This is a genomic window from Rhodoferax sp. (genome assembly GCF_030646845.1).
GTDB lineage: Bacteria > Pseudomonadota > Gammaproteobacteria > Burkholderiales > Burkholderiaceae_C > Rhodoferax.
The window spans coordinates 13,931-29,476 of record NZ_JAUSLE010000032.1 but is presented as its reverse complement, the minus strand read 5'-3'; the positions used below and the strand labels follow the sequence as shown (position 1 = coordinate 29,476).

At 60.4% G+C, this 15,546-nt stretch carries 14 protein-coding genes; 6 read left to right on the top strand and 8 right to left on the bottom strand.

Translation table 11 applies throughout. From position 1 onward, the window contains the following. Window positions 1–28: 28 nt before the first annotated feature. The 7 genes from ubiB to Q7T10_RS08760 form a co-directional block, all read right to left on the bottom strand. Window positions 29–1,594 carry a ubiquinone biosynthesis regulatory protein kinase UbiB gene (gene ubiB / locus Q7T10_RS08790; RefSeq protein ID WP_304747520.1) on the bottom strand — a complete coding sequence of 522 codons (1,566 nt, stop codon included), beginning with the start codon at window positions 1,592–1,594 and terminating at the stop codon, window positions 29–31. Next, window positions 1,591–2,142, bottom strand: a complete 552-nt coding sequence (locus Q7T10_RS08785; protein ID WP_304747519.1) for a hypothetical protein — start codon at window positions 2,140–2,142, stop codon at window positions 1,591–1,593. The genes ubiB and Q7T10_RS08785 overlap by 4 nt, the downstream gene beginning before the upstream one ends. A 78-nt stretch (window positions 2,143–2,220) precedes the next feature. Further along, on the bottom strand, window positions 2,221–3,189 hold the full coding sequence (locus Q7T10_RS08780; protein WP_304747518.1) for a Tim44 domain-containing protein: 969 nt from the start codon (window positions 3,187–3,189) through the stop codon (window positions 2,221–2,223). 64 nt (window positions 3,190–3,253) lie between these two features. Then, a complete protein-coding gene (gene ubiE / locus Q7T10_RS08775) occupies window positions 3,254–3,985 on the bottom strand; it encodes a bifunctional demethylmenaquinone methyltransferase/2-methoxy-6-polyprenyl-1,4-benzoquinol methylase UbiE (protein ID WP_304747517.1) in 732 nt (243 codons plus the stop codon). 145 nt (window positions 3,986–4,130) lie between these two features. Then, window positions 4,131–4,544 carry a DUF971 domain-containing protein gene (locus tag Q7T10_RS08770; RefSeq protein ID WP_304747516.1) on the bottom strand — a complete coding sequence of 138 codons (414 nt, stop codon included), beginning with the start codon at window positions 4,542–4,544 and terminating at the stop codon, window positions 4,131–4,133. 42 nt (window positions 4,545–4,586) lie between these two features. Then, entirely contained in the window at window positions 4,587–5,030 is a 444-nt protein-coding gene (locus tag Q7T10_RS08765; protein WP_304747515.1) for an HIT family protein, read from the bottom strand. A 3-nt stretch (window positions 5,031–5,033) separates the two neighbouring features. Then, a complete protein-coding gene (locus Q7T10_RS08760; RefSeq protein WP_304747514.1) occupies window positions 5,034–8,924 on the bottom strand; it encodes an FAD/FMN-binding oxidoreductase in 3,891 nt (1,296 codons plus the stop codon). Between the two features lie 240 nt (window positions 8,925–9,164). On the opposite strand from Q7T10_RS08760, the gene ugpB reads away from it, so the two are divergent. Genes ugpB through Q7T10_RS08730 form a run of 6 tightly spaced genes read left to right on the top strand, consistent with a single transcriptional unit; the run spans window position 9,165 to window position 15,183 of the window. Beyond that, window positions 9,165–10,472, top strand: a complete 1,308-nt coding sequence (gene ugpB, locus Q7T10_RS08755) for a sn-glycerol-3-phosphate ABC transporter substrate-binding protein UgpB (protein ID WP_304747513.1) — start codon at window positions 9,165–9,167, stop codon at window positions 10,470–10,472. Window positions 10,473–10,487: 15 nt separating this feature from the next. Beyond that, the gene (ugpA, locus tag Q7T10_RS08750) at window positions 10,488–11,369 is read left to right on the top strand and encodes a sn-glycerol-3-phosphate ABC transporter permease UgpA (RefSeq protein WP_304747512.1); all 882 of its coding nucleotides are present in this window, start codon (window positions 10,488–10,490) and stop codon (window positions 11,367–11,369) included. A 1-nt stretch (window position 11,370) separates the two neighbouring features. Beyond that, window positions 11,371–12,222, top strand: a complete 852-nt coding sequence (gene ugpE, locus Q7T10_RS08745; RefSeq protein WP_304747511.1) for a sn-glycerol-3-phosphate ABC transporter permease UgpE — start codon at window positions 11,371–11,373, stop codon at window positions 12,220–12,222. Then, on the top strand, window positions 12,222–13,265 hold the full coding sequence (locus Q7T10_RS08740) for a sn-glycerol-3-phosphate import ATP-binding protein UgpC (RefSeq protein ID WP_304747510.1): 1,044 nt from the start codon (window positions 12,222–12,224) through the stop codon (window positions 13,263–13,265). Before ugpE ends, Q7T10_RS08740 begins: the two co-directional genes overlap by 1 nt. Next, entirely contained in the window at window positions 13,246–14,019 is a 774-nt protein-coding gene (ugpQ, locus tag Q7T10_RS08735; protein ID WP_304747509.1) for a glycerophosphodiester phosphodiesterase, read from the top strand. Before Q7T10_RS08740 ends, ugpQ begins: the two co-directional genes overlap by 20 nt. 54 nt (window positions 14,020–14,073) lie before the next feature. Further along, window positions 14,074–15,183: a polyamine ABC transporter substrate-binding protein gene (locus Q7T10_RS08730; protein ID WP_304747508.1), complete on the top strand. Its 1,110-nt coding sequence runs from the start codon at window positions 14,074–14,076 to the stop codon at window positions 15,181–15,183. Window positions 15,184–15,233: 50 nt separating this feature from the next. Here the strand turns inward: Q7T10_RS08730 and Q7T10_RS08725 are convergent, their stop codons facing one another. Further along, window positions 15,234–15,512, bottom strand: coding sequence for a hypothetical protein (locus Q7T10_RS08725; RefSeq protein WP_304747507.1), 279 nt, complete (start codon window positions 15,510–15,512; stop codon window positions 15,234–15,236). Between the last annotated feature and the right edge of the window lie 34 nt (window positions 15,513–15,546).

The window sequence follows — 15,546 nt, the reverse complement described above, 5'->3', positions numbered from 1 at the left end:
CCCCGGCGGGTTCCGTCAGGAAACGCTGCTAAAAAACCCGGACACGGACAATCAGCTGCATCACCACCAGGCCCAGCACAAATCCGACGCCGCCATACATGATCGCCTGCAACAGACGGTTGGTGCGCTTTTGTTCAGCCAGAAGCTCATCGAGTCCGCGGCCAGACTGAGACTTGCTGCTTTGGAGAAAGTCCACCAGAAGCCGCGGCAATTCGGGCAGGAGCTTGGCATACCGTGGCGCCTCGTTGCGCAACTGGTCCATGAGCTTTTTGGGACCCAGCTGATCGATCATCCAGGTCTCAAGAAAGGGTTTGGCCGTCGCCCAGAGGTCCAGGTCCGGGTCCAGTTGCCGTCCCAGGCCTTCGATGTTGAGCAGTGTCTTCTGCAACAGCACCAGTTGCGGCTGGATTTCGACCGAGAAACGCCGGGAGGTCTGAAACAGGCGCATGAGCACCAGACCCAGCGAAATTTCCTTGAGCGGCCGATCAAAGTAGGGTTCGCACACCGAGCGGATCGCCGACTCAAGCTCATCGACCCGCGTTACCGCAGGCACCCAGCCCGACTCGATGTGCAACTCGGCCACCCGTTTGTAGTCGCGCCGGAAGAAGGCCGTGAAATTCTGGGCCAGATATTCCTTGTCTGACTCGGTCAGGGTGCCAACGATACCGAAATCCAGCGAGATATAACGGCCAAACGTGTCGGGCGCGATGCTGACCTGAATATTGCCCGGGTGCATGTCGGCGTGGAAAAAACCATCGCGAAACACCTGGGTGAACAAGATGGTGACACAGTCCCGCGCCAGCTTCGGGATATCCACCCCCGCCTCCCGCAGGCGATCCACCTGGCTGATGGGGACGCCCTTCATACGCTCCATCACAATGACTTCCGTCGCGCAATAGTCCCAGAACATCTCGGGAATCAGCACCAGATCAAGCCCGGCCATGTTCCGACGCAGTTGCGCCGCGCTCGACGCCTCACGCACCAGATCAAGCTCGTCATGCAGGTACTTGTCGAACTCAGCCACCACTTCGCGCGGCTTCAGACGCTTGCCGTCGTTGGACAGGCCCTCGACCCAGCCAGCCATCATGCGCATCAGGCTCAGGTCTTTTTCGATGGCCGACAGCATGCCGGGGCGCAACACCTTGACGGCAACCTCCCTGGCATCGCCCGTCCGGTCTTTCAGCACGGCGAAATGCACCTGCGCAATCGAGGCACTGGCAATCGGCTCGCGATCAAACGAGACGAAGATGTCGTCGACTTTCTTCTGGAACGCACGTTCGATGGTGGCGATGGCCACGTCGCTGCTGAACGGCGGCACCCGATCCTGCAGGCGGGCCAGTTCGTCCGCAATATCCAGCGGCATCAAGTCGCGCCGCGTCGACAACACCTGGCCGAACTTCACAAAGATGGGGCCCAGGCGCTCCAGCGCCTCCCGAATCCGCTGACCGCGGGGCGCGTCAAGGTTGCGCCCAATCGACACGATACGCGCGATGACACGCAGCCAGGGCTTCTGAAAACTTGTCAGGAATAGCTCATCCAGACCGAAACGCAATACCACCCAGACAATGAAGACACCGCGAAACAGACGCGTCATGTCTGGGCCTTGGCCGGTCCGTTCGCCGCGCTCGCTCCCAGGAACTGACGCAGCGCACTCGCCATGCTCCGTGCGCCCTGCCCCAGCGCATGGGCCGGCGCATCACCTATCACGCGGGAAAGATCTTCTTCCAAATCCCAGCGCACATGATCGACCAGCCAGTTCACCTCGGCGGCCAACTGCACGTCGCCCTCAATCCGCACAGCGGGTTTGTCGCCGCGCAGCATGGCCTGTGCCAGTGCCAATGGCGACTCCTCGGTGACCGCCAGAGTGAGGTCCGGCTTCGCCTCGGCCGGCGCCCGATCCAGCAGGCCGGCCGGTGTTGCAATCAAGGTCATGGCAAAGAGACGCCACTGCATGTGGACGACACGCCCTTTTTGCCTTGCAAGGCGACTGGTCGCTTCCTTCTCCTGGATCAGGATGTGATTCAACAGGAGGACGATGCGGCGCTGCGTCTCATCAACGGCCCAAGCCGGAGGCTGAATATTCGGAAGGGGAAGGCTTTGAAGAAAGCCTTCCAGCAATGAAAAAGGGGACTGTGTTGCCATAGCCCCCATTATTCCCTGTTTATTCCCTGTTTATTCCCCGGATACGCCCTGGGCGTTCGGGGAAATCTGACCGGCAGCCTATTGCAGTGCCTGCACTCCGGCCACCAGCCAGCCGCTGTTGCCGCTTTTTGACTTGGTCATGTTCCATACTTCCCGGAACGGGCTCGGGCCTGCGGAAAGCTCTTCCCGAATCATGCCGGAAAACTCGACACTGGCCATGTAGGCGTCACCCAGATCTTCAATACCCAGAAGCTGCGCCTCGATCATGACAACATCGGTGAGATTGACCGGTCCACCTGTGTGAACTTCACGCTCAGCGAGTTGCGCCTGGATTTCCTTGAGCATGGTGTCCGTCATCATGACGCGCAAGGCATTGATGTCTGACTTGTCCCAAGCCGCCTGCAGTGAGACGAAATTCGCCTTGGCCGACTTGAGAAAACCCTCAGTGTCAAAACCAGCCGGAATGCCCCAGCTTTGCGAACCACCCAAGCCGGAGCCGATCATCGAACCGGAGGCCGCAGTTGCCGCCTTCGAACTGTCAAACGCCATGCTGCTGCGCTCCCATGGGCGGGCAGAGGCGTCGTTGCCGACGTTTTCCGGCCGATAGCTGGCAGGAACCTGTGCGGTGCTTGCAGGCGATGCGCCCTGAAATGCGAACGGTGAGTTCCCCGCGTTCTGTGATTGCGCCGCTTTGCGGGAACGCATGAACCAGCCCACGGCCATCATGATCACCAGCGCCAGCAGGGCAAACATCATGAATTGAGCCATGCCCTCTCCCATCCCCAGGGAACTTGCCAGCCAGGCCAAGCCCAGACCAGCGGCCAGACCACCCAGCATCGCTCCCCAAGGCCGCTTGGGGGCGGCGGCAGGTGCTGCGGTCGCCGGCGCTGCGGGTTTGGTCGCGCTTTGCGCAGGCGCCGCCTGCCGTTGTGTGACGTTGCCTGATTGCTGGCCAAAGGATTTGCCACCGCCCATGCGTTTCGCCGCCTCGGCATTGACGCCCGCCAATACCAAAAATACCGCCAATACCAAAGACCAGAATTTCATGATGACTCCAAAGGATTCTTTACTAGATCGGGATTATTCGCGAAATCGCAAGTTTCAGCACTTCTCAACACTTGATCCCGACATGCAAGGCTACCAGCCCGCCGGTCAGGTTGTGGTAATCCACATGCCCAAAGCCATTATTTTTCATGAGGGTTTTGAGCTCTTCCTGCCCCGGGTGCATGCGAATGGACTCCGCCAGGTAACGGTAGCTCGCGTCGTCGCCCGCCACCAGCTTGCCCAGCTTGGGTAAAACCTTGAAGGAATACCAGTCGTAAACCTTCTCCAGCGGCGGCGCCACCTTGGAAAACTCGAGCACCAGCAACTTGCCGGCCGGCTTGAGCACCCGGTTCATCTCGGCCAGTGCGACGTCCTTGTGCGTCATGTTGCGCAGGCCAAAGGCCACGCTCACCACGTCAAAGTGATTGTCGGGAAAGGGCAATTTTTCGGCATCGCAAACCAGGGTCGGCAATGAAACGCCGGCATCGAGCAGGCGGTCGCGCCCGGTGCGCAACATGGCTTCGTTGATGTCGGTGTGCACCACCTGCCCGCTTTTCCCAACTTTCTTGGAGAAAGCCAATGCCAGGTCGCCGGTACCGCCCGCGATGTCGAGCACCCGATAGCCCTCATGGAGGTTGGCCACCATCACCGTGAACGCCTTCCAGGCACGGTGCAGCCCCATCGACATCAGGTCGTTCATCAGGTCATATTTCGGTGCGACCGAATCAAACACGCCACGCACGTGCTTTGCTTTTTCGGTTTCTTCAACCGATTGATAACCAAAATGTGTTGTGCTCATGACTGCTATCCTAGCCGTGAAAGACCCACGCTAAATTGACAAACCCACGCATCCGCGGGAAGTCTGTCGTGATTATGATGAAAAGCGGGGCTCAGCCCCCGCAGCTATTGCGCAAGGCGCTACTGATTCAATAGCAAATGAACACTCAGTGGCTGGCGCAGCCGTGCCCGGCCTTCTCGGCCATGGGGGCATCCCGCTCCACACCGGCCGCGGCCAAGCGGGCCGTGTAGTCAGCCCACAGCTTGTCCTGCTGGGAGCCCAGAAAGTACAGGTAGTCCCAGGAAAAAATGCCGGTGTCATGCCCATCAGAAAACGAGGGCTGCACCGCGTAGTTGCCCACCGGCTCCAGTCCCGTCAGGCCCACTTCCCGCTTGCCGGTCTGCAACACTTCCTGACCCGGCCCATGGCCCTGGACCTCGGCAGAGGGCGAGTAGACGCGCATCAGCTCGAACGGAATGCGAAATTCGGCGCCATCAGTAAAACTGATCTCCAGCACTCTGGACTGGCTGTGCACCGTGATGGACTGCGGCGTCGGAGCGCCTGATTGCAAACCTGCCATATTGACCACCTTTTTAGAGCACGTATTAGAGAATCGAAAGTATCACAAAGCCGGGCACAGCGCAGACAGCTCGCTTTTGATGACCATATCCACGGCCTCCAGGCGTCCCTGAATCACGGCCAGCGCGGCTGAATCGACCGGCCGTTGCGCTGGGCACCACACGGGCGACGGGTAATGGCTGTCCCAGTCGAACCGGGCAATCACATGCCAGTGCAGATGCGGCACCACATTGCCCAGGGCCGCCAGGTTGATCTTGGTGGGTTGCAGATGCGCGCGCAACGCCAATTCAAGCACGTTCACCGCCGCCATGCACAGGCTTCGGTCCGCCACACTGAGGTCCGAAAACTCGGCGACATGCGCTGTCCAGACCACGCGGTAGAAGGCCGGGAAACCGGCCTCTTGCGCCCGGATCACGCGGAATTTCTCACCCTGAAACACCACAACACCGCCTGGGGATGCGCACAAGGGGCAAGGTGGCTGCGTCATGCCTTACACCAGCACACGCTCGATGCCGCCCGCGTTGGCTTTTTTCACGTAATCGGGCATCCACTGGTCGCCCAGAATCTGGTTTGCCATCTCGACGACGATGTAATCCGCTTCCATCAGGCCGTTTTTCAGATCGTCGCCAAAACGGCTCAGCCCCTGCAGACAGGCCGGGCACGAGGTCAACATCTTGATGTTTTCCTTCGGCGCCAAGCCGCCCTTTTCGCGTAGCTGAGCTTCGTTTTTGCGAATCTCCTCTTCTTTGCGGAAACGCACTTGCGTCGAGATGTCCGGCCGGTTCAGCGCCAGCGTGCCAGACTCACCGCAGCAACGGTCGGACTGGATCACGTTGTCCCCCAGCAGGGCCTTGACCGTCTTGATCGGCTCCTGCAGCTTCATCGGGCTGTGGCAGGGATCATGAAACAGGAAGGAGCCGGCGTTCTGCAGCGTGATGCCCTTCTCCAGCAGGTATTCATGAATATCGATGATGCGGCTGCCGGGGAAGATTTTCTCGAATTCATAACCCTGCAACTGGTCGTAGCAGGTGCCGCAGCTCACCACCACGGTCTTGATGTCCAGGTAGTTCAGCGTGTTGGCAACCCGGTGAAACAACACCCGGTTGTCCGTGATCATCTTCTCGGCCTTGTCAAACTGGCCCGAGCCGCGCTGCGGGTAGCCACAGCACAAGTAACCCGGTGGCAACACGGTTTGCACGCCGGCGTGCCACAGCATGGCCTGCGTCGCCAGCCCCACCTGGCTGAAGAGACGCTCCGAGCCGCAGCCGGGGAAGTAAAACACCGCCTCGGTCTCGGCCGTCGTGGCTTTGGGGTCGCGGATGATGGGCACGTAGTCCTTGTCTTCGATATCGAGCAAGGCGCGGGCAGTCTTCTTGGGCAAACCACCGGGCAGCTTCTTGTTCACGAAGTGGATGATCTGTTCCTTGATCGGCGCGGTACCCACCGTCGCGGGCGGCGCCTTGGTCTGCTTGCGCGCAATCACCTTCATGACGTCATGCGCCATGCGCTGCGCCTTCATGGCCACATTGACCATGGCCGAACGCGCGAACTTGATGGTCTCGGGGTTGGTCGCGTTGAGCATGAACATGGCTGCCGCCCCCGCCGGGCGGAAACTCTTCTGGCCCATCTTGCGCAACAGGTTGCGCATGTTCATGCTGACATCGCCAAAGTCGATGTCCACCGGACACGGCGACAGGCATTTGTGGCACACCGTGCAATGGTCGGCCACATCTTCGAACTCCTGCCAGTGGCGGATCGAGATGCCCCGGCGCGTCTGCTCTTCGTACAGAAAAGCCTCCACCAGCAGGGAGGTGGCCAGAATCTTGTTGCGCGGGCTGTACAACAGGTTGGCCCGCGGCACGTGGGTGGAGCACACCGGCTTGCACTTGCCGCAGCGCAGGCAGTCTTTCACGCTGTCGGCAATGGCGCCAATGTCGCTTTGCTGCATGATGAGCGACTCGTGCCCCATCAGGCCGAAGCTGGGGGTATAGGCATTGGTCAAATCGGCCTGTAGCCCACGTTCCGCCTGCGTTAGTAGCTCTGAATTTCGTAGCAACTTGCCTTTGTTGAAACGCCCTTCCGGGTCCACCCTGGCCTTGTATTCGGTGAACGGGCGCAGCTCTTCATCGCTCAGGAATTCCAGCTTGGTGATGCCAATGCCGTGTTCGCCCGAGATCACGCCGTTCAATGAGCGCGCCAGCGCCATGATGCGTTTGACCGCGCCGTGCGCCGCCTGCAGCATCTCGTAATCGTCGCTGTTCACCGGCAGGTTGGTGTGCACGTTGCCGTCGCCGGCGTGCATGTGCAGCGCCGCCCAGACCCGGCCCTTGAGCACGCGCTGGTGGATGGCATTGCATTCACGCAAAATGGGCTCAAATGCGCCACCGGTAAAGATGTTCTGCAGTGGCGCGCGGATTTGCGTCTTCCAGCTGGCGCGCAGGGTGTGGTCCTGCAATTGGGGGAACAGGCTGTCTACATCCCGCAGCCAGCCCTGCCACTGCGTGCGCACGTCGCCAATCAGGGCCAGCGCCTGTGCCACGCGGTCTTCCAGCAATTCGGCAGACGGGATTTCATCCGCATCATCGTGCTTGCCCAGGGGCAAATCACCCTTGGCAAAGAAGTCCTCAAGCTCATCGCACAAGGCAATCTTGTTGCGCAGGCTCAGTTCGATGTTGATGCGCTCAATACCATCGGTGTATTCCGCCATGCGCGGCAGGGGAATTACCACGTCTTCGTTGATCTTGAACGCGTTGGTGTGCTTCGAGATGGCCGCCGTACGCTTGCGGTCCAGCCAGAATTTCTTGCGCGCCTCGGGACTGATGGCAATGAAACCTTCGCCACTGCGCGAGTTGGCGATACGCACCACTTCGGAGGTGGCGCGTGCCACGGCATCGGCGTCGTCGCCGGCAATGTCACCAAACAGCACCATCTTGGGTAACCCACCGCGTTTGGATTTGGTGGCGTAACCCACCGCTTTCAGGTAGCGGTCGTCCAGATGCTCCAGCCCCGCCAGCAACACGCCCGAGCGTTTCTGCTCTGCAAACATGAAATCCTTGATTTCGACAATGCTGGGCACGGCGTCGCGTGCATTGCCAAAGAATTCCAGGCAGACGGTGCGCGTATGCACCGGCATGCGGTGCACCACCCAGCGGGCGCTGGTGATCAGACCGTCACAGCCTTCTTTCTGGATGCCCGGCAGGCCGCTCAGGAATTTGTCGGTGACGTCCTTGCCCAGGCCCTCCTTGCGAAAGGTCTTGCCCGGAATGTCCAGCCGCTCGGTGCGCAACAGCGACTTGCCATCGGCCTTGAAATACTTCAGCTCAAAACTGGCAACTTCCGCATCGTGAATCTTGCCCAGGTTGTGATTGACGCGCGTCACTTCCAGCCATTCGGCTTGCGGTGTCACCATCCGCCACGATGCCAGGTTGTCCAGCGCCGTGCCCCACAACACCGCCTTTTTGCCACCCGCATTCATGGCGATGTTGCCGCCAATGCAGGAAGCTTCCGCGGAAGTGGGGTCCACCGCAAAGACAAACCCGCCGCGCTCAGCCGCATCGGCCACGCGCTGGGTCACGACACCAGCTTCGGTCCAGACCGTGGCCACAGGCTGGGACAGGCCCGGCAGCGTCACCATCTCGACTTCCGTCATGGCCTCCAGCTTCTCGGTGTTGATGACCACGCTTTTCCAGGTCAGGGGAATCGCACCACCGGTGTAACCCGTGCCGCCGCCCCGGGGGATGATGGTCAGCCCCAGGTCGATGCAGCCCTTGACCAGACCGGCCATCTCTTCTTCCGTGTCAGGCGTCAGCACCACAAAGGGGTACTCCACACGCCAGTCGGTGGCGTCGGTCACATGGCTCACCCTTGAGAGACCATCGAACTTGATGTTGTCTTTGGCGGTCAGTTTGGCCAGTGCGCGCTGGGTCTTGCGCCGCAAGGTTGCGGTTTCCACAAAAGCGGCGTCAAAGGCCTGCACGGCCTGGCCCGCCGCCTTGAGCAATTCGCCGACCAGGGCATCGCGCTCGGGGTCCGTCTCAGGGGTACGGCGCTTCTGCACCTCATCCAGACGATGGTGCAGGGCTTCGACCAGCAGCACGCGCCGCTTGGGGTTGTCCAGCAGATCATCCTGCAAATAGGGATTGCGCTGCACCACCCAGACATCCCCCAGCACCTCGTACAACATGCGGGCCGACCGACCGGTACGGCGCTCGTCGCGCAGGCGGTTGAGCAATTCCCAAGCCGGCGCACCCAGCAACCGGATCACGATTTCGCGATCAGAAAACGAGGTGTAGTTGTACGGAATTTCGCGAATGCGGGCGTGTTCGTGCGGCACATGCGCAGGCGCGGACACAAGATGGGTGAGCTGAATGGGGGCGTTCATCGGTTTTTCTAGTTGCAGCCAGAACGTGACGCGGGGCGACGTGGGGGTTAACCCGGCTGGTCTTGGATATTACCGCAGCGCAACATTCACCTACCCTGCAGATGGGCACCCCTGATGGAAACCCGAATAAGACCTCCGGATAAACAGGTGTTTAATCAAACGGTCAGGTTTTGACATATTTCTGACTCGCGACTGTCACAGTCCATGATTATGCTGAGCCCTCTTATTCCAGGAGTTCCCATGAAATTGAAATTTACCGCCATTGCCATTGCAGCGGCTTTTTCCCTGTCGGCGCAGGCGCAAACCGAAATCCAGTGGTGGCACTCGATGACCGCGGTCAATGGCGAATGGGTCAATGACCTGGCCAAGGACTTCAATGCCAGCCAGACCAAATACAAAATCATGCCCACGTACAAGGGCCAGTACGACGAGTCGATGACGGCTGCCGTGGCCGCATTCCGCGCCGGCAATGCGCCGCACATTCTGCAGGTGTTTGAAGTGGGCACCGCCACCATGATGGCCAGCAAACAGGCCATCGTGCCGGTTGGCCAGATGATGAAGGATGCCGGCCAGAAGTTCGACCCCTCGTCCTACATTCCGGCCGTGGCAGGCTACTACACGGCACCCAATGGCCAGATGCTGAGCTTCCCGTTCAATAGCTCCACCACCGTTTTCTATTACAACAAGGATGCTTTCAAAGCCGCTGGTCTGGACCCCGAAAAGGCCCCCAGCAGCTGGCCCGAGGTGGCGCTGGCGGCCGCCAAGCTCAAAGCCAGCGGCCACAAGTGCCCTATCACGCTTGCCTGGCAGGGCTGGACCCAGCTGGAGAGCTTCTCGGCCTGGCACAACGTGGAATTTGCCACCAAAGGCAATGGCCTGGGCGGCATGGATGCACGCATGAAGGTCAACTCGCCCCTGCACGTGCGTCACATTGAGAATCTGTCCAATATGGCCAAACAAGGCCTGTTTGTGTACAAGGGCCGGGCCAACGTGCCCCAAACCAGCTTTGTTTCCGGCGAATGCGCCATGATCACCACCTCGTCCGGCTTCTACGGCGATGCCAAAAAGAATGCCAAGTTCGCCTTTGGTCTGTCGCCCCTGCCCTACTACCCGGATGTTCCCGGCGCCCCCCAGAACACGGTCATTGGCGGCGCCAGCCTGTGGGTCATGGCAGGCAAGAAGCCGGAGGAATACAAAGGTATTGCCGAGTTCTTCACCTACATCTCCAGCCCGGAAGTGCAGTCGGCCAGCCACAAGCGCACGGGCTACCTGCCCATCACCATGGCGGCATTCCAGCTCACCGAAAAATCCGGCTATTACAAGCAGAACCCCGGAACCGATGTGGCGCCTACACAAATGATCCGCAAGACCACCGACAAGTCGCGCGGCATTCGCCTGGGCAATTACGTGCAAATCCGTACCATCGAGGACGAAGAACTCGAGCAGGTCTGGGGCGGCAAGAAAACGCCGAAGGAAGCGCTGGATTCCATCGTGAAACGTGGCGACGAACTGCTGGAGCGGTTCGAGAAGGCCAACAAGAAGGGCTGAGGACAGGGAATTCCAGTGGAAAAGCGCGTCGTTTTCCGCTCCGGTTGGCTGCCTTGGGTGCTGATTGCGCCCCAGGTGCTCGTCATTGCGGTGTTTTTCTTCTGGCCTGCGGTCCAGGCCCTGCTGCAATCGGTGCAACAGTCTGATGCATTCGGTACCTCGATCGAATGGGTTGGACTGGAGAACTTCCGCAACCTGTGGAACGACGACACCTATCTGGCGTCGTTCTACACCACGGCCATTTTTTCTACCGCGGTGGCGGTGGCGGGCATCAGCCTTTCCCTGATGCTGGCGGTGTTTGCGGACCGCATTGTCAAGGGCGCGCTGGTCTACAAAACCCTGCTGATCTGGCCCTACGCCGTGGCCCCCGCGGTGGCCGGCGTCCTGTGGCTCTTCATGTTTGCGCCCGGCGTGGGGGTGGTGTCGTATGCCCTGCAGGCCATCGGCATTGACTGGAACCATCTGCTCAACGGCACCCACGCCATGACCCTGGTGGTGATGGCGGCGGTCTGGAAACAGATCTCCTACAACTTCCTGTTCTTTCTGGCGGGTTTGCAAAGCATTCCCAAGTCATTGATCGAGGCCGCCGCCATTGACGGCGCCCGCCCGTGGCGGCGCTTCTGGACCATCGTGTTCCCGCTGCTGTCACCCACCACCTTTTTCCTGCTGGTGATCAACATCGTCTATGCCTTCTTCGACACCTTTGCCATCATTGATGCTGCCACCCAGGGCGGCCCCGGCAAGGACACGGCGATTCTGGTCTACAAGGTCTATTACGACGGATTCAAAGCCATGGACCTTGGCGGCTCTGCCGCGCAGTCGGTGGTGCTGATGGCGATCGTGGTCTTGCTGACGGTGGTGCAGTTCCGGTTTGTCGAGAAGAAAGTAAATTACTGACATGGTTGAGCGCCGCCCCCTGCTGACTCTGCTGTCGCACGTCGTCCTGATCCTGGGCGTGCTGGTGGTGGCTTTTCCGCTGTACCTGACGTTTGTCGCCTCCACGCAGACGTCCCAGGCCATTGTGCAAGCCCCCATGCCCCTGCTGCCCGGCAGCCACCTCATCGAGAACTACACGGCGGCCTGGAACGGCACCGGCGGCGGTTCGGGCTCCAAGGCGCCGGTGGGGCAAATGATGATGGTGAGCCTGATCTCGGCATTGGTCATTGCGTTCGGCAAGATATCCATTTCACTGCTGTCTGCTTTTGCGATCGTGTATTTTCGTTTTCCGTTTCGCATGTTCTTCTTCTGGGCCATCTTCGTCACCTTGATGCTGCCGGTGGAGGTGCGCATCGGCCCGACCTACAAGGTGGTGGCCGATCTGGGCATGCTCAACAGCTACGCCGGTCTGACGGTGCCCCTGATCGCCTCGGCCACCGCCACCTTTTTGTTCCGGCAGTTTTTCCTGACCGTGCCGGAGGAACTGGTGGAGGCGGCGCGCATGGACGGCGCCGGGCCCATGCGGTTCTTCAAGGACGTGCTGCTGCCGCTGTCCAGCACGTCGATTGCGGCCCTGTTCGTGATCCAGTTCATTTACGGCTGGAACCAGTACCTCTGGCCGCTGCTGGTGACCACCAACGAGAACATGTACCCGGTGGTCATTGGCATCAAGCGCATGATCTCGGGCGGCGACTCCGAGATGCAGTGGAATGTGGTCATGGCCACCGCCGTGCTGGCCATGATCCCGCCGGCGCTGGTGGTGATACTGATGCAAAAATGGTTTGTCAAAGGGCTGGTGGATACCGAAAAATAATGGCCTCAATCACTCTAAAAAACATCGTCAAGAGCTACGGCAGCGGCAAGTCGGCGAACCAGGTCATCCATGGCGTGAATGCCGAGATTCTTGACGGCGAATTCGTCGTGATCGTCGGCCCGTCCGGTTGCGGCAAGTCAACCCTGTTGCGCATGGTCGCCGGACTGGAAGAGGTCAGCGGCGGTGAAATCTCGATCGGCCCGCGCGTGGTCAACCACCTGGAGCCGTCCGAACGCGACATTGCCATGGTGTTCCAGAACTACGCGCTGTATCCGCACATGAGCGTATTCGACAACATGGCCTACGGTCTCAAGATCGCCAAGGTGCCGGCGGACGAAATCAGGACCCGGGTCGACAAGGCGGCGAAGATCCTCGAAATAGGCCCGTTTCTGCAGCGCAAGCCGCGCGAACTCTCCGGCGGCCAGCGCCAGCGCGTGGCGATGGGTCGCGCCATCGTGCGCCAGCCCCAGGTATTTTTGTTTGACGAGCCGCTCAGCAACCTGGACGCCAAGTTGCGCGCGCAAACCCGGCTGGAAATACAGAAACTGCACCGCGAACTGGGCATCACCTCCCTCTTTGTCACCCATGATCAGGTCGAGGCCATGACGCTGGCACAACGCATGATCGTCATGAACGGCGGCGTGGTCGAGCAGTTTGGCACGCCGGAAGAGGTCTACACGCGGCCCGCCACCACGTTTGTGGCCAGCTTCATGGGCTCACCCCCCATGAACCTGCTCAAGAACGCACCTGACGCCAGAGCGGGCACCATCACCGGTGTCCGCCCCGAGCACCTGGACATCACCCCCACCGGCTGGGCCTTGCGCGTGGAAGCCGTGGAAATGCTGGGCGCGGAACGCCTGGTCTACGGCCGCTGGGCGCACGGCAGCGGCGACGAGATGGTCATCATCCGCACTGAAGAATCGCACGCAGTGCCCGGCCTTGGCAACACGATCCATGTCACGCCCCGCGCCGACAAGTTGCACTGGTTTGACGCCAACAGCGGCAAACGCAAGGAAGCCCCTGATGCTGCAGGTCACCGCTGACAACTGGCCTTACCCACGCTGGGTCGCCCACCGGGGCGCTGGCCGACTGGCCCCTGAGAACACGCTGGCCGCGTTTCGTGTGGGTGCCAGCCATGGTTACCGCATGTTCGAGTGCGACGTCAAACTGAGTGCTGATGGGATCCCCTTCCTGATGCACGACGCCACCCTGCAACGCACCACCAATGCGGTTGCGCAACTCGGCGCCGGAAACAGTGCCGTCGGCGGCGACCATGCCTGGGGCGCACTGTCCCAACTCGATGCGGGCAGCTGGCATTCCCGCCACTTTGCCGGTGAACCCCTGCCCACTCTTGACCACATCGCCCACTTCTGCCTGCGCAATGGTTTTTTCCTGAACATTGAAATCAAGCCCACGCCCGGCCTGGAACGACAGACGGGCGAAGTGGTCGCTCACCATGCCGCGCGGCTGTGGCAGGGTGCGGCTGTGCCGCCGCTGCTCACCTCGTTCCACCCCGAAGCGCTGCAGGCAGCGCGTGACGCACAGCCCCAACTGCCACGGGGCCTGCTGCTGGATTCGCTGTGGACAGGCTGGCTGGAAACCGCCCTCACGCTGGATTGTGCGGCAGTCGTCTGCAATCACGCCCTGTGGGATACCTCCAGCGTCACCCAGGCCAAAAGCGCGGAGTTCCGCACGCTGAGCTACACCGTGAACGACGAATGGGCGGCACAGCGCCTGATCGCCCTCGGCACGGACGGCATCATCACCGACCGGGTGGACCTGTTTTCGCCTGCGTGACGCTGGCCTTTGCTATGATTTTGCCCTCACCAAAGGGGATCAATTGACATGGCTATGAACTTGAAACAAGTTGGTTTGGCGTTGGCCGCGAGCGCCATGCTGTTTGCCGGGGCGGCCCATGCGGCAGACCCCAAGGTCCTGAACATCTACAACTGGTCTGACTACATTGCCGAAGACACGATCAGGAACTTCGAAAAAGAAACCGGCATCAAGGTTCGCTACGACACCTACGACAACAACGAAATCCTTCACGCCAAGCTGGTGGCAGGCAAGACCGGCTATGACATCGTCGTGCCCGGCTCCCACTTCGCCAAAATCCAGATTGAAGGCGGCTTGCTGCAAAAGCTGGACCGCAGCAAGCTCACCAACTGGGGCAACCTCGACAAAGGCCTGCTGGAACAACTGGCCAAACTCGATCCGGGCAACGCCTACCTGGTGGACTGGATGTGGGGCTACGTCACCGTAGGCATCAACGTCAACAAGGTCAAGGCGGCGCTGGGTGACATGCCCATGCCGGAGAACGCCTGGAGCCTGCTGTTTGACCCGAAGTACGTCAGCAAACTCAAGAGCTGCGGCGTCAGCGTGCTGGACTCTGCCTCTGAAGTGCTGCCCGCAGCCCTGCATTACATTGGCAAGCCGGCCTACAGCCGCAACGCGGCCGATTATGCGGAGGCGGCCAGGCTGCTCACCAGCATTCGCCCCTACGTGACCCGTTTTTCCTCCTCCGGCTACATCGAAGAAATGGCCAGCGGCGCCACTTGCCTGGTGATGGGTTTCTCAGGCGATATCAACATCGCCCGCAGCCGCGCCCTGGAGGCCAAGGCCAAGCCGCCGGTGGTGATTGAAGCGCTGGTACCCAAAACCGGCGCCACCCTGTTCTTTGACACCATGGCGATCCCCAAGGATGCACCGAACGTCGCCAACGCCCACCTGTTCATCAACTACATCCTGCGTCCGGAAGTGCACGCGTCGCTCACCAACAAGGTGTTCTACGCCAACCCGAACGCCGCATCAATCAAGTTTGTGAAGAAAGACGTGGCGGAGAACAAGTCCATCCTCCTGGACGCCGCCGCCACCAAAACCATGATTGCGCCGGACGCCTTGCCGCAGGATCTGCGCCGGGTGCAGACCCGCACCTTCAGCAATTTCAAGGCGGGCAGGTAGGGGGAGGCAGCTGCCGCAGCGCAGAGCGGGGGAGCAAAAAGCGCGGGTTGCTATGCTTTCCAGCCGCGCAGCATGACCCACTGGCTGGTGGCGCAAAGCAGCGCCATGCCCAGGTAGGTGAGCATCTTGCCGTCACGGCCAAAGAACCACAGACCCAGCGCCAGCATTGCCACACATACTATAAAATTAATAGCTGACTGCGCCCATAGCGCGTGGGCTGCAGGGCTTTTTCTCATAAATATCCGGGCGGACAGCGTCACCAGCACGGCCACAAAAAAAGCCGGGGCAACGAAATTCAGCAGATGATTCAGGAGGTCAAGGGGGCCCATCAGTGGCGGTCTCTCTGGCAATGGAAAAGCACTC

Excerpts from the sequence above, each read along its gene's own strand:
- ugpQ (WP_304747509.1), top strand. The coding sequence starts at position 13,246 with ATGCTGCAGGTCACCGCTGACAACTGGCCTTACCCACGCTGGGTCGCC.
- ubiB (WP_304747520.1), bottom strand. The coding sequence starts at position 1,594 with ATGACGCGTCTGTTTCGCGGTGTCTTCATTGTCTGGGTGGTATTGCGT.
- ugpE (WP_304747511.1), top strand. The coding sequence starts at position 11,371 with ATGGTTGAGCGCCGCCCCCTGCTGACTCTGCTGTCGCACGTCGTCCTG.
- Q7T10_RS08740 (WP_304747510.1), top strand. The coding sequence starts at position 12,222 with ATGGCCTCAATCACTCTAAAAAACATCGTCAAGAGCTACGGCAGCGGC.
- Q7T10_RS08770 (WP_304747516.1), bottom strand. The coding sequence starts at position 4,544 with ATGGCAGGTTTGCAATCAGGCGCTCCGACGCCGCAGTCCATCACGGTG.
- ugpB (WP_304747513.1), top strand. The coding sequence starts at position 9,165 with ATGAAATTGAAATTTACCGCCATTGCCATTGCAGCGGCTTTTTCCCTG.
- Q7T10_RS08780 (WP_304747518.1), bottom strand. The coding sequence starts at position 3,189 with ATGAAATTCTGGTCTTTGGTATTGGCGGTATTTTTGGTATTGGCGGGC.
- Q7T10_RS08760 (WP_304747514.1), bottom strand. The coding sequence starts at position 8,924 with ATGAACGCCCCCATTCAGCTCACCCATCTTGTGTCCGCGCCTGCGCAT.
- Q7T10_RS08765 (WP_304747515.1), bottom strand. The coding sequence starts at position 5,030 with ATGACGCAGCCACCTTGCCCCTTGTGCGCATCCCCAGGCGGTGTTGTG.
- Q7T10_RS08725 (WP_304747507.1), bottom strand. The coding sequence starts at position 15,512 with ATGGGCCCCCTTGACCTCCTGAATCATCTGCTGAATTTCGTTGCCCCG.
- ubiE (WP_304747517.1), bottom strand. The coding sequence starts at position 3,985 with ATGAGCACAACACATTTTGGTTATCAATCGGTTGAAGAAACCGAAAAA.
- Q7T10_RS08785 (WP_304747519.1), bottom strand. The coding sequence starts at position 2,142 with ATGGCAACACAGTCCCCTTTTTCATTGCTGGAAGGCTTTCTTCAAAGC.
- Q7T10_RS08730 (WP_304747508.1), top strand. The coding sequence starts at position 14,074 with ATGAACTTGAAACAAGTTGGTTTGGCGTTGGCCGCGAGCGCCATGCTG.